The sequence below is a fragment of the Xanthobacter autotrophicus genome (assembly GCF_030015065.1).
Classification (GTDB): domain Bacteria; phylum Pseudomonadota; class Alphaproteobacteria; order Rhizobiales; family Xanthobacteraceae; genus Xanthobacter; species Xanthobacter autotrophicus_D.
The window spans coordinates 1-11,738 of sequence record NZ_JAIVFN010000133.1; the positions used below are offsets into that span (position 1 = coordinate 1).

The 11,738-nt window shown below is 69.1% G+C and carries 13 protein-coding genes and 3 tRNA genes; 8 read left to right on the forward strand and 8 right to left on the reverse strand.

From position 1 onward, the window contains the following. Both K9U40_RS19715 and K9U40_RS19720 read left to right on the forward strand, forming a co-directional pair. A partial coding sequence (locus K9U40_RS19715) for a transposase (RefSeq protein ID WP_282890830.1) occupies positions 1–196 on the forward strand: 196 nt, incomplete at its 5' end. Positions 197–256: 60 nt separating this feature from the next. Then, positions 257–454, forward strand: coding sequence for a recombinase family protein (locus K9U40_RS19720; RefSeq protein WP_282891827.1), 198 nt, complete (start codon positions 257–259; stop codon positions 452–454). A 107-nt stretch (positions 455–561) separates the two neighbouring features. Here the strand turns inward: K9U40_RS19720 and K9U40_RS19725 are convergent. The 4 genes from K9U40_RS19725 to K9U40_RS19740 form a co-directional block, all read right to left on the reverse strand. Beyond that, positions 562–637: transfer RNA gene (locus tag K9U40_RS19725), tRNA-Ala, on the reverse strand. Positions 638–738: 101 nt separating this feature from the next. Beyond that, positions 739–3,969, reverse strand: a complete 3,231-nt coding sequence (locus tag K9U40_RS19730; RefSeq protein ID WP_282891828.1) for an efflux RND transporter permease subunit — start codon at positions 3,967–3,969, stop codon at positions 739–741. A 1-nt stretch (position 3,970) separates the two neighbouring features. Further along, the gene (locus K9U40_RS19735; RefSeq protein WP_282891829.1) at positions 3,971–4,987 is read right to left on the reverse strand and encodes an efflux RND transporter periplasmic adaptor subunit; all 1,017 of its coding nucleotides are present in this window, start codon (positions 4,985–4,987) and stop codon (positions 3,971–3,973) included. Positions 4,988–5,025: 38 nt separating this feature from the next. Then, entirely contained in the window at positions 5,026–5,229 is a 204-nt protein-coding gene (locus tag K9U40_RS19740; RefSeq protein ID WP_282891830.1) for a YgaP family membrane protein, read from the reverse strand. 100 nt (positions 5,230–5,329) lie between these two features. Between K9U40_RS19740 and K9U40_RS19745 the strand changes: the two genes are divergently transcribed. Further along, positions 5,330–5,626: an ArsR/SmtB family transcription factor gene (locus K9U40_RS19745; protein WP_349239446.1), complete on the forward strand. Its 297-nt coding sequence runs from the start codon at positions 5,330–5,332 to the stop codon at positions 5,624–5,626. Between the two features lie 11 nt (positions 5,627–5,637). On the opposite strand, the gene K9U40_RS19750 is transcribed toward K9U40_RS19745, so the two are convergent. Both K9U40_RS19750 and K9U40_RS19755 read right to left on the reverse strand, forming a co-directional pair. After that, the gene (locus K9U40_RS19750; RefSeq protein ID WP_282891832.1) at positions 5,638–6,327 is read right to left on the reverse strand and encodes a class I SAM-dependent methyltransferase; all 690 of its coding nucleotides are present in this window, start codon (positions 6,325–6,327) and stop codon (positions 5,638–5,640) included. Further along, a complete protein-coding gene (locus tag K9U40_RS19755; RefSeq protein ID WP_041575204.1) occupies positions 6,294–6,707 on the reverse strand; it encodes an EVE domain-containing protein in 414 nt (137 codons plus the stop codon). The genes K9U40_RS19750 and K9U40_RS19755 overlap by 34 nt, the downstream gene beginning before the upstream one ends. Positions 6,708–6,888: 181 nt before the next feature. On the opposite strand from K9U40_RS19755, the gene K9U40_RS19760 reads away from it, so the two are divergent. Both K9U40_RS19760 and K9U40_RS19765 read left to right on the forward strand, forming a co-directional pair. Beyond that, positions 6,889–7,188: an antibiotic biosynthesis monooxygenase family protein gene (locus tag K9U40_RS19760; protein ID WP_282891833.1), complete on the forward strand. Its 300-nt coding sequence runs from the start codon at positions 6,889–6,891 to the stop codon at positions 7,186–7,188. Between the two features lie 195 nt (positions 7,189–7,383). After that, entirely contained in the window at positions 7,384–8,145 is a 762-nt protein-coding gene (locus K9U40_RS19765; RefSeq protein WP_282891834.1) for a YkgJ family cysteine cluster protein, read from the forward strand. 4 nt (positions 8,146–8,149) lie between these two features. Here K9U40_RS19765 and cmk read toward each other — a convergent pair whose 3' ends face one another. After that, positions 8,150–8,776, reverse strand: a complete 627-nt coding sequence (gene cmk / locus K9U40_RS19770) for a (d)CMP kinase (RefSeq protein ID WP_282891837.1) — start codon at positions 8,774–8,776, stop codon at positions 8,150–8,152. Positions 8,777–8,787: 11 nt separating this feature from the next. After that, entirely contained in the window at positions 8,788–10,158 is a 1,371-nt protein-coding gene (gene aroA, locus K9U40_RS19775; protein WP_282891835.1) for a 3-phosphoshikimate 1-carboxyvinyltransferase, read from the reverse strand. 244 nt (positions 10,159–10,402) lie between these two features. Between aroA and K9U40_RS19780 the strand changes: the two genes are divergently transcribed. The 3 genes from K9U40_RS19780 to K9U40_RS19790 all read left to right on the forward strand — a co-directional run bounded on the left by K9U40_RS19780 (position 10,403) and on the right by K9U40_RS19790 (position 11,175). Next, positions 10,403–10,795, forward strand: a complete 393-nt coding sequence (locus K9U40_RS19780) for a TIGR02300 family protein (protein ID WP_282891836.1) — start codon at positions 10,403–10,405, stop codon at positions 10,793–10,795. Between the two features lie 152 nt (positions 10,796–10,947). Continuing rightward, positions 10,948–11,023, forward strand: a tRNA-Ala gene (locus K9U40_RS19785). Positions 11,024–11,099: 76 nt separating this feature from the next. Next, positions 11,100–11,175: transfer RNA gene (locus K9U40_RS19790), tRNA-Ala, on the forward strand. Positions 11,176–11,738 lie beyond the last annotated feature (563 nt).

Here is an 11,738-nt window from a genome sequence, read left to right on the forward strand (position 1 = left end):
CCGTATCGCCCGCCGCGGCGTCGACAGTTCTGAGCACCTCGGCAAGCACCGATGGGTGGTTGAGCGCACCTTCGCCTGGATCAACCAGTTCCGGCGCCTCGCCATCCGATACGAGCGCCACGCCGATCTCTACCGCGCATTCTGCGTCCTCGCCGCCGCAATCATATGCTTCAGAGCCATCGCCAAGTTTTGTTAGGCGCTCTTAACCCCGTCCACTGTTTCGGGGGAAGATCATCGCCAGCCCGTGGAGCCCGTCGTGTCCTGTAAAGCCCGCCGCCGCGTCGCCCTTTATCTCCGCGTCTCCACCTCCGAACAGACCACCGAGAACCAGCGCCGCGAGCTTCAGGCCATCGCGGACAAGGCAGGGTGGATGTGTCGGCGGTGCAGAGGGTGGTGGGGACTGCGGGGTGAGGGGGGCAAAGGCCCCATCTTTTTCAGGGGCGAGCATTCGTGAGGGCCAATTGCGGGTACGCGCGACGGGTACGAACTGGGGTACGCAGCGCGATCATGCAATGCGGTAAGATGCTGCTTTTAAAAGGAAACTTCAGGCCAGGATCAGGCTGGTGGAGCCGAGGGGAATCGAACCCCTGACCTCTGCAGTGCGATTGCAGCGCTCTCCCATCTGAGCTACGGCCCCGATCCATGGGAGGCGCCATTTATGAGTTGGGCCCCCATGCTGTCAAGCGCCCCGGCGCGCGAAATCCGTGCCACTCCCGATCTGTCCACCGCAGGCTCGCCTCAGGCTGTCTTCCGCTCGCCCCGCAGCACCACGTAGATGGCCGGAATGACCAGCACCGTCAGGGCCGTGGAGGAGGCGAGGCCGAACAGCAGCGAGATGGCGAGGCCCTGGAAGATGGGATCGGTGAGGATCACCGCCGCCCCGATCATGGCCGCGAGCGCCGTGAGCAGGATCGGCTTGAAGCGGATGGCGCCCGCCTCCAGCAGCACGTCGGTGAGGGGGCGGCCCGGTGCGCGAGCGTGGCGGATGAAGTCCACCAGCAGGATGGAATTGCGCACGATGATGCCCGCCAGCGCGATGAAGCCGATCATGGAGGTGGCCGAGAACGGCGCGCCGAACAGCCAGTGCCCCGCCATGATGCCGATGAAGGTGAGCGGGATGGGCGTCAGGATCACCAGCGGCAGCCTGAACGAGCCGAACTGCGCCACCACCAGGATGTAGATGCCGAGGATGGCCACGCCGAACGCCGCGCCCATGTCGCGGAAGGTCACGTAGGTCACCTCCCATTCCCCGTCCCACAGCAGGGTCGGGCGGCTCTCGTCGGTGGGCTGGCCGTGGAGGGTGATGTCGGGCCTCGGCAGGTCGCCGAAATCCGCCGCCGCCAGCGCCTTCGACACCGCCAGCATGCCGTAGACGGGGGCCTCATAGGCCCCGGCGAGGTCGGCGGAGACCATTTCGGCGGCGCGGCCGTTGTGGCGGAAGATGGGGAAGGAGGCCGGCTCACGCACCACCCGCACCACGTCGCCCAGCTCCACCACGCCGCGCCCGCCGGGCAGGGCGTTGGCCGGGACCGGGGTGGAGAGGGTGCGCGGGTCCACCGCCTGCTCGCCCTTGGGCAAGGCAAGGCGGATGGGAATGGGCGCGCGCCCGCCGCCGCGATGGGAATAGCCTAGCGTCGCCCCGGTGAAGACCGAGCGGATGGCGTCGTAAACGTCGGCCTGCTCGACCTTGTAGAATTCAAGATTGTCCTGGTCGATGGCAAGGCGCACCCGCTCGCCCGGCGTGCCGAAGCTGTCGTCCACGTCCACGATATAGGGCACGCTCTCGAACGCCTGGCGCACCTTGCGGGCGACGGCGCGGCGGGTGTCCGGGTCCGGGCCGTAGATCTCGGCGAGCAGGGTCGCCAGAACCGGCGGGCCGGGGGGCGGCTCCACCACCTTCAGCGCGCTGCCGGCGGGCAGGGGGATGGCTTTGAGCCGCTCGCGCACGTCGAGGGCGACGGCGTGGCTCGCCCGGCTGCGCTCGCCCTTGGGCTGGAGGGTGATCTCGATGTCGCCCTGCCGGGGTGCGGACCGCAGACCGTAATGGCGCACCAGCCCGTTGAAATTGAAGGGCGCGGCCGTGCCCGCATGGGTCTGGAACGCGACCGCCTCCGGCAGGTCCGCCAGCGCGTTCACCATGTCCTGCAGGGTGCGGTTGGTGGCCTCCACCGAGGTGTCGGCGGGCAGGTCCAGGATGACGGCCAGCTCGGTCTTGTTGTCGAAGGGCAGGAGCTTCACCGTCACGCCGTGGGTGTAGAACAGGCTGAGCGAGGCCAGTGTCGCCACCCCCACCACGGCGAGGAAGGCCCCCGAGCGCGCCCGCGAGGCGAGGATGGGCGCGGCCACGCGGCGATAGAAGCGCCCCAGCCGCCCGCCGTCCGCCGCCTCGGCATGGACGGCGGTGCCGGTGTCGCGGCCGGCGAGCTTCAGCATCAGCCAGGGGGTGAGCACCACCGCCACGAAGAAGGAGAACACCATGGCCGCCGAGGCATTGGCCGGGATGGGGCTCATGTACGGCCCCATCATGCCGGACACGAACAGCATGGGCAGCAGCGCCGCCACCACGGTGAGCGTCGCCACGATGGTAGGGTTGCCCACCTCCGCCACTGCATCAATGGCGGCCTGCGCGCGGGTGCGGCCATCCTTCATGGCCCAGTGGCGGGCGATGTTCTCGATGACGACGATGGCGTCGTCCACCAGGATGCCGATGGAGAAGATGAGCGCGAACAGGCTCACCCGGTTGAGGGTGTAGCCCATGAGCCGGGCGGCGAAGAGGGTGAGCAGGATGGTGGTGGGGATCACCACCGCCACCACCAGCGCCTCGCGCCGGCCGATGGCAAAGCCCACCAGCACCACGATGGACACCGTGGCGAGGCCGAGATGCAGCAGCAGCTCGTTGGCCTTCTCGTTGGCGCTCTCGCCGTAATTGCGGGTGACCTCGACCTCCACGTCCGCCGGCAAAATCCCCCCGTGCGCGGCCTCGATCTGCCGCAGCACCTGCTCGGCGATCACCACCGCATTGGTGCCGGGCCGCTTGGCGACGGCCAGCGACACGGCGGGGCGGCGGGCAAGTCCCTCCGCCGTCTTCGCCACATGGAAGACGCGGCTCTCGGCGGTGTCGGTGGCCAGCGTCACCTGCGCCACGTCGCGCACATAGACCGGGCGGCCGTCGCGGGCGGTGACGAGGATGTTGCCGATCTCCGCGGGGGTCTGGAGCGTCTGGCCGGCGACGAGGGTGCGCTGGGATGCGGCCTCGCGCACGGTGCCGGTATTGAAGGTGCGGTTGGCGCCTTCGAGCTTGCCGGCGAGCTGGGCCAGCGTGATGCCGTAGAGCGACAGGCGCTCGGGATCGGGCGCGACGCGGATCTCCTCCGGCTGCTCGCCCACCACGTAGGTGAGGCCGATGTCCGGCAGCTTGGCGATGTCCGCCTGAAGTTCGCGGGCGACGCGGGTGAGGGCGTTGGCGGTCCAGCGCCCGGCGGCTTCCGGCTTCGGGGTCAAGGTGAGGACCAGGATGGCCACGTCGTCGATGGAGCGGCCGACGATGAGCGGCTCGGTGATGCCCACCGGGATGCGGTCGAGATTGGCGCGGACCTTCTCGTGCACGCGCAGGATGGCGGCATCCGGGCTGGTGCCGGTGAGGAAGCGGGCGGTGACGATGACGCCGTCGTCCTGGGTGGTGGAATAGACGTGCTCCACCCCGTCGATGGCCTTGACGATGGTCTCCAGCGGCTCGGTGACGAGCTTCACCGCGTCTTCCGCCTTCAGGCCCTGGGCCGAGACGGAGATGTCCACCATGGGCACGGAGATCTGCGGTTCCTCCTCGCGCGGCAGGGTGATGAGCGCGATGAGGCCGAAGGCGAAGGCGGCGATGAGCAGCAGCGGCGTCAGCGGCGAGGCGATAAAGGCGCGCGTCAGCACGCCGGCGAGGCCGAGGGGACGGGGCTGGTGGTTGGGTTGCTGGGTCATGTCAGCGCCCCGGCGCCTGGATCTGGTCGCCGTCGGCAAGGCCGGTGAGCACCTCCACCCGCTCCCCGGCGGCGTCGGTGAGGCGGGCGCCCAGCACCACGGGCACGTCGAGGGCGCCGCGCGGCGTCACCACGCGCACATAGTCGATGCCGTGGCGGGTCGAGACCAGGGCAGGGGGAATGGCGAGCACCGCGCGGCGGCCGATCTCCACCCATACCAGGGTGCGTTCGTTGACGAAATAATCGCCGAGGCCGTCCACCTCCACGTCGGCCATGACCCGACCGGCGGTGATCTCCGGATAGACCTTCACCACGCGCCCGGGTCGCGCGGCGGCGGGGGTGCCGGCGGCATCCTGCGTGATGCCGCGCCGGCCGATGCGCACCGTGCCGCCCTCGCGGATGTCGGCGGCGTGGCGCTCGGGCAGGCTGAGGCGCAGATAATAGGGGCCGGAGGCGATGCGGGCGATCTCGTCGCCGGCCAGCACCACGCTGCCCGGCGTCACCGGAACGGTGAGCACCCGCCCATCCGCCGGCGCGAGGACCGCGCCCTCTCGCGCGCGCTGGAGCACCACGGCGCGGTCGGCCTCGGCGGCGGTGACCTGGTTGGTGGCCACGTCGAACTGGGTCTTGACCGTGTCCAGCCGGCTCTGGCTGGCGACGCCCCTGGCCACCAGCTGCTGGGTGCGGTCGAGCTCGATGCGGGCATTGTCGAGCTGGGACCTCAGCTCCTTGATCTTGGCCTCTGCGGCGTTGAGGGTGAGGGCGAGCTTGTCGTCCACCACCAAAGCGATCTCGTCGCCTTCCTTCACCTGGCTCCCCTCGGAGACCGAGACCGCCCGCATGGTGCCGCCGATGCGGGCGCGGGCGGGCACCACGGTGCGGCTTTCCACCTCGCCGAACACGGCTTTCAGCTCCGGCACCTGTTCGAGGCGCACGGTGAAATCCTCCGCCCCTGCGGCGGAGGAGGCCAGGGGAGCGGCAAGGAGGGCGGCGAGAACCGCGAGGGAGGGCAGGTGCATCTTGGATCTCTTCGGCCCGGCCGGCGCCGGGCGCAGGCTCAGGAGAAGGCAACGCCAGGCTTGAGGCCCAGCTTCTTGAGCAGCATGGCGGCCGGGCAGAAGCCGGTGACGGATGCCTGCATCAGGTTCGCGCCCACGAAGGCGGTAAGCCAGAACCAGTAAGGCGACACGAAAAGGCCGAGGCCGAGGGAGGCGAGCACCATGAACCCGGCAAACAGCATGACGGCGCGATCAACCGACATTATCCTGGATCCTTGAAAACGCGCCGGCCCCGTGCCCGCGCCACTTCGGTTGCAGTTAACATTCAAATATCATAAATTCAAGATCATGAATGTTGTTGATATGATGCCCGCTTCGGAACGGGCGGCCGAGCTGATGCGCAGCCTCTCCCATCCCCAGCGCCTTCTGGTGCTGTGCGCATTGGGGAGGGGGGAGAAATCGGTGGGCCAATTGCGGGACGAGCTGGGCATCGAGCAGGTGCCCATGTCGCAGCAGCTCATGCGCCTGCGCGCCGACGGGCTGGTGGAGGCGCGGCGGGAGGGTACGAGCGTTTATTACCGCATCGCCCGCGAGGAGGTGCTCCACATCATCGAGGCGCTGCACAAGGCCTTCTGCAGCAAGCCGGAGGGGCCGTGCTGAGGGCGCCCAATCTACGCCCCTTTGGGGCGCCAGACGCTGGTGCGCTTGATCTCCATGTCCTCCAGCTCCCGCGTCACCGGCACGCTATATTCAGTGAGGCGCTCCAGCCGCTCCTTTGGCAAATAGGTGCGGCCGGGATCGCCGATGAGCACGGTGGCGCCGCGCGCCGACAGGGCGAGAAGCCAGTCGAACACCCGGGCGGACAGGTCCTTCTCATAGGCGATGTCGCCGGCGAGCACCGTATCCCAGCCCGCGTCGGTGCCGATGAGGTCATGGCCGGTGGCGGTGAGCACAACGCCGTTCGCCTGCCCGTTGAGGCCGATGGCGGCGCGGGCGAAGGGGTCGATGTCGGCGCAGGTGACGGCGGCCGCGCCCGCCTTCATGGCGGCGATGCCCACGAGGCCCGAGCCGGAGGCGAAATCCAGCACCTGCCGGCCCGCCACCGTTTCGGGATGGTCGAGCACATGGCGGGCCAGCGCCTGCCCGCCGGCCCAGGCGAAGGCCCAGAACGGCGGTGGCAGGCCCATCTCGCCCAGCTCCTCCTCGGTGCGCTGCCAGAGGGGAACGGCCTCGTCGGCCACATGGAGCGAGATTTCCGGCACCAGCGGCACCGGGTTGAGGCGGGTTTCGGCGCGGATGAAGGCGAGCGGATCGGCGATGGGGGAGCTCACACCCCGCCCATCCCGCAGACGATATCCCATTCCTCGTCGCTCACCGGCTGCACCGAGAGGCGGGAGAACTTGATGAGGGCCATCTCCTGGAGCCGCGGCTCGGCCTTGACGGCGGCGAGCGTCACCGGCGTCTTCAAGGGCTTCACCGCCTTGATGTCCACCATGAAGAACTTGCCGGAGGGGTCGGAGGGGTCGGGATAGGCCTCCTTGATGACCTCGACGATGCCGACGATCTCCTTGCCCTCGTTGGAATGGTAGAAGAAGCCCCGATCGCCTTTCTTCATGGCCAGGAGCTGCTGCTTGGCGAGGTGGTTGCGCACCCCGTCCCAGTGGGTGCCCTTGGCGCCGGCCTTCACCTGCATGTCCCACGACCATTTGAAGGGTTCGGACTTGTAGAGCCAATGGGCCATGGCAAAGCTCGTGTTTCGCAATGATGGTGCGGGTTTGCCTCTTCCATCCCGGCTTGGCAAGTCCATTGGCAAGTGTGTTGGCGGGCGCAAGGTCCGGTGCCGGGCGATCTTGCCTCGACAAGGCGAAGCCTTAATGTCCCCGCGGCGGCGCGGACGGGCCGCCGCTGTGAAGGAAAACATCATGGTCTATGAGATCGCCACGCTCGACATCAAGGAAGGTTCGGAAGCCGCTTTCGAGGCCGCGGTGAAGGAAGCCGCCCCCTTCTTCCAGAAGTCGCGCGGCTGCCGCGGCCTGTCGCTCGAGCGCTCGGTGGAGACACCCAGCCGCTATTATCTCGTGGTGACCTGGGACAGCGTGGAGGACCACATGGTCCACTTCCGCAACGCCCCCGAATTCCAGGAATGGCGCCGCCTCGCCAGCCCCCATTTCGCCAGCGCGCCGTCGGTGGAGCATACCAGCGTCGTTGGCACCTTCTTCTGATGGGCCGGGAGCCCGCGCCGCGCCGGTGCGGGCTCCCCTTTGTGACCGTCCCCCCAAGCCCCCTACGCAGTTTCCCTATGTTGATCGTTATATCCAACGAAACATAGCTTGTTCCATCTCAATGCGCCGGCTCACCGTCTCGGGGAGCGTGGCGCGGCGCCCGTTGCGGGCGGATGGCATATTTGGAGGCTTGCGGTGGCGATCGCTTCAGATAGTCGGTCGGAGGAGACGGGCGGGGAGGCCGGGCCGGCCGTGTTCTTCCGGGCCCAGCATGCCGCCTTCGGCAGCACCCTCGGCGTCCACAAGGGCGCGGCGGATCTTCTCGATCGCCTCTGGATGCAGGCCTTCTCCAGCTACGAGCACAATGTGGCCGAGCAGACCAGGGACCTGCCGCCGCTGGCCTGCCGCAAGGGCTGCGGCACCTGCTGCCGCATCCAGGTGGTGGCCACCGCCCCCGAGGTGCTGATGGTGGCGCGCTATGTGCGGGCCATGGCGGAGGGCTTCCGCAAGGTGGGCATCGACCTGCCCGCGCGCCTTGCCGCCGCGTCCGCCGCCTCGCCCGAGACCGCCGGTACCATGGCGCTGGGACGGGAATGCCCGTTCCTGGTGGAAGGCATCTGCGTGATCTATCCGGTGCGCCCGCTGGCCTGCCGCGGCCACGTCTCCTTCAACGAGGAGGCCTGCGTCGCCGCGCTGGAGGGCGAGGCCGACGAGGTGCCGGTCTCCGAATCCCATCGCACGGTGCGGGCGCTGGTGCAGGGCGCGCTGCAATCGGCGCTGCGCGACGCCGGCCACCCCTGGGCGCTCTACGATCTGGTGGGAGCGCTCAGGATCGCCCTGGCGCGGCCCGATGCGGAGGCAGCCTTCGCCGCCGGCACGGACGTGTTCCAGGCCGCCATGATCGACCATGTGAGCCGCGAGGAAATGGCCCGCACCTTCGACCGGTTGAAGGCCTGACGTTTCACCGCCCCGCCCGCCGCGCCTCCACGATGGCGAGGGCTGCGGCGAAGGCGGCGGGGATGTCGAGGGTGGAGGTGTCGAGCAGCACCGCGTCTTCCGCCTGCACCAGCGGCGCGGCGGCGCGAGCCGAATCGCGTTCGTCGCGCTTGCGGATGTCCGCGAGCACCGCGGCAAAGGCGATGTCCTCGCCGCGCCCGAGCAATTCGCGGTGACGCCGCTGGGCGCGCACCTCCGGCGAGGCGGTGACGAACAGCTTGGCCTGCGCCTTTGGACAGATGACGGTGCCGATGTCCCGCCCGTCCAGCACCGCGCCGCCGGGCTGCGCCGCGAATCGGTGCTGGAGATCCAGCAGCGCCGCGCGCACGTTGCCGCGCGCCGCCACCACCGAGGCCGCCTCGCCCAGTTCCGCCGTGCGCAGGGCCTCGGGATCGAGCGCGGTCACGTCCAGCCCCCGCGCCGCCTCCACCGAGGCCGCCTCGTCCTGGAGCCGCCCCTGGGCCAGCACGATGGCCCCCACGGCGCGGTAGAGCAGGCCGGTGTCGAGGTGCGGCAGGCCATAGTGGGCGGCGAGCTTGCGGGCCAGCGTGCCCTTGCCGGAGGCCGCCGGCCCGTCGATGGCGATGACCACTTTCGTCATTCTCACGCGATGACGGCGCCGAGGGCGCGCATCATGGGCATGAAGGTGGGGAAGGACGTGGCGATGAAGGCCACGTCGTCCACGCTCACGCCCTCCTCGCTGGCGAGGCCCAGCACCAGGAACGACATGGCGATGCGGTGGTCCATGTGGGTGGCGACCGGCCCGCCGCCCTTCACCGTGGCAGCACCGGTGACGAGCAGGTCGTCGCCCTGAACCTCGTGGGCCACGCCGCAGGCGGCAAGGCCGTCCGCCACCGCCGCGAGGCGGTCGCTTTCCTTCACCCGCAGCTCGGAGAGGCCGCGCATGGCGGTCACCCCCTCGGCGAAGGCGGCGGCCACGGCGAGGACGGGATATTCGTCGATCATGGCCGGCGCGCGCTCGGGCGGCACCTCCACGCCCCTGAGGCGGGAATGGCGCACCCGCAGGTCGGCGACACGCTCGCCGCCCTCGGTGCGCTCGGCCACCACCTCGATGCTGGCGCCCATTTCAAGGAGGGTGGTGATGAGGCCGGTGCGCAGCGGGTTCATCATCACGTCGGTCAGGGTCACGTCGGAGCCGGGCACGATCAGCGCGGCCACCAGCGGGAAGGCGGCGGAGGAGGGGTCGGCCGGCACGTCCACCGGGGCGGCCACGAGGGTGGGCCGGCCCTTCAGGGCGATGCGGCGGCCGTGGGCGCCGTGGGGTTCCACCCGCACGTCGGCGCCGAAATGGGCGAGCATGCGCTCGGTGTGGTCGCGGGTGGCCTCGCGCTCGATCACCACGGTCTCGCCCGCGGCGCCGAGGCCGGCCAGCAGCACGGCGGACTTCACCTGCGCCGAAGGCATCGGGGTCTCGTAGGTGATGGCCTTCGTGCCGGCACTGCCCCGAAGGGTCAGAGGCAGGCGCCCGCCCTCGGCGCTGTCCACGATCTCCACCCCCATGGCGGTGAGCGGGTCCAGCACGCGTTTCATGGGGCGCCGCCTGAGGCTGGCGTCGCCGTCGAAGGTGGCGGTCACGTCCTGCCCGGCCACCGCGCCCATCATCAGGCGCACGCCGGTACCGGAATTGCCGAAATCCAGCGGGGCGGCGGGGGTGGACAGGCCGTTGGCGCCGGCGCCCTCCACCTCCCAGTCGCCGGGACCGCGGCGGGTGACCCGCGCGCCCAGCGCGGCGCAAGCCTTGGCGGTGTTCAGCACGTCCTCGCCTTCCAGCAGCCCGGTGATGCGGGTGATTCCCTCCGCGAACAGGCCGAAGATCAGGGCGCGGTGAGACACGGACTTGTCGCCCGGCACGCGCACGCGGCCGGTGAGCGCCGGCGAGCGGCGGGCGGTCGCGGGCTCGGCGGGGCCGTCGCCGTGACCGGAGGCGGGAGCGGCGCTGCGGGTGGCGGACATGGGGGCCTCGTTTCGGCGACGGTTCCCTGGGGAACGGCTGTTCGGCGATGGTTTCTGTTCAAAGGACGGCCCATGCGGAGCCGGATCCGGCCGCCTGCGCATGCGAGCCGGCCGGCGCGTGCTCTAGCACAGGGCGCGGCGAGGCGTCACCGCCCCGCGCCTGACTGATGATCGGGCCTTGACAGGGGATACGTCAGGCGCCAATGGAGCACGCTCCTGTTGAGCCCTTCCGAGGATCTTGGCCGTGGCGAAAGCTGAACTCGGCACCAAGCGCATCTGTCCTGTTACGGGGCGCAAGTTCTACGATTTGAACAAGGACCCCATCGTGTCGCCGTTCACGGGGGAATCCTATCCGCGGTCCTATTTCGAGCCCGCTGCCCGCGGGTCGAGCCGTGCCGAGCCCCGAGGCGTCCCCGAGGAGGCGGATGGCGAGGAGACCGAGGCCGAGGTCATCAGCCTCGAGGAAGCGGATGAGGAATCCGCCGGCCCGGCCAAGGTGGTCGTGGGCGACGACGTTGACGTGGACGACGACATCGAGGCCGGTGACGACGACACCTTCCTTGAAGAAGATGAAGATGATGGGGACGACGTCTCCGATCTCATCGGTGAAGGCCTCGAGGACGACGAAGAGGCTTGATACCCGGCGCGGCCTGTGCTTAAAGGCCGCTCTCGCTCGGCGGGCCCGGTTGCAAGACCAGGGTTCACCGGGCACCTGCCGCGGGATTTCCCGGCACGCAGATCCGGCGCTTCCCCCCAACGGAGCGTCCTGCGCGCAGCCCGCGGCCTAGTGGGGCCATAGCTCAGTTGGGAGAGCGCTTGAATGGCATTCAAGAGGTCGGCGGTTCGATTCCGCCTGGCTCCACCAAATCTCACATAAGCGTGCGGCATTCGGAACCGGCTCCGGTCGGCGCCGTCCCGGACGCGACCACGCTTCCCCGCGTGGGGCCATAGCTCAGTTGGGAGAGCGCTTGAATGGCATTCAAGAGGTCGGCGGTTCGATTCCGCCTGGCTCCACCACTCTCGCGGCAAGAGCACTCTCGCGGCAAGCCGCACGGAAGCGCGCCGTTTCATAGGATTTCCGGTTCGGCCGCAGCACCCAGGGGGCGGGCCCGGCTCAAGCGCGAGCGCGTGTTCTCAAGCCGGAGCGCGAATCAGTGCTGAGCGATTCGCCGCCCGCTGCGTCGCCGGTCCATCGTCGCGCCGCAGGGCAGGCCGGATGCGGGCCAGGGCCGGTTCCGGCATGTGGAGGCGGGCGGTTTCAATCCGTTTTGGATCAGTCTCCTGCCATCGGCTCCGGTTGTGCATGCTAGACTTTTCTCGTGTCTATGGGCTAGAGCACGCGCCGATCTGCTTGCATCGCAAGCTGATCGGGCAACGCGTTCTCTTTCTTGAATTTAGAGGGCGATTCGCCGAGCAAATTGAATCAATTTGCCCGGATCGCCCTCTAGTCCGGCCACGCCGAGGGGAGAGGTCGGTCTCGCGTTTCGCATATTGCAAATTTGCTCAAGTTTAGCGCACTTCTTCTCAAGACCGCTCGGTTGGAATCCCGTGCCAAGCCCTGACCGGCACGGGGTTCCAAC

Coding starts and splice junctions, on each gene's coding strand:
- K9U40_RS19760 (WP_282891833.1), top strand. CDS start 6,889: ATGGTCTATGAGATCGCCACGCTCGACATCAAGGAAGGTTCGGAAGCC.
- K9U40_RS19730 (WP_282891828.1), bottom strand. CDS start 3,969: ATGACCCAGCAACCCAACCACCAGCCCCGTCCCCTCGGCCTCGCCGGC.
- K9U40_RS19745 (WP_349239446.1), top strand. CDS start 5,330: ATGATGCCCGCTTCGGAACGGGCGGCCGAGCTGATGCGCAGCCTCTCC.
- K9U40_RS19740 (WP_282891830.1), bottom strand. CDS start 5,229: ATGTCGGTTGATCGCGCCGTCATGCTGTTTGCCGGGTTCATGGTGCTC.
- K9U40_RS19755 (WP_041575204.1), bottom strand. CDS start 6,707: ATGGCCCATTGGCTCTACAAGTCCGAACCCTTCAAATGGTCGTGGGAC.
- K9U40_RS19735 (WP_282891829.1), bottom strand. CDS start 4,987: ATGCACCTGCCCTCCCTCGCGGTTCTCGCCGCCCTCCTTGCCGCTCCC.
- aroA (WP_282891835.1), bottom strand. CDS start 10,158: ATGTCCGCCACCCGCAGCGCCGCTCCCGCCTCCGGTCACGGCGACGGC.
- K9U40_RS19750 (WP_282891832.1), bottom strand. CDS start 6,327: ATGGGATATCGTCTGCGGGATGGGCGGGGTGTGAGCTCCCCCATCGCC.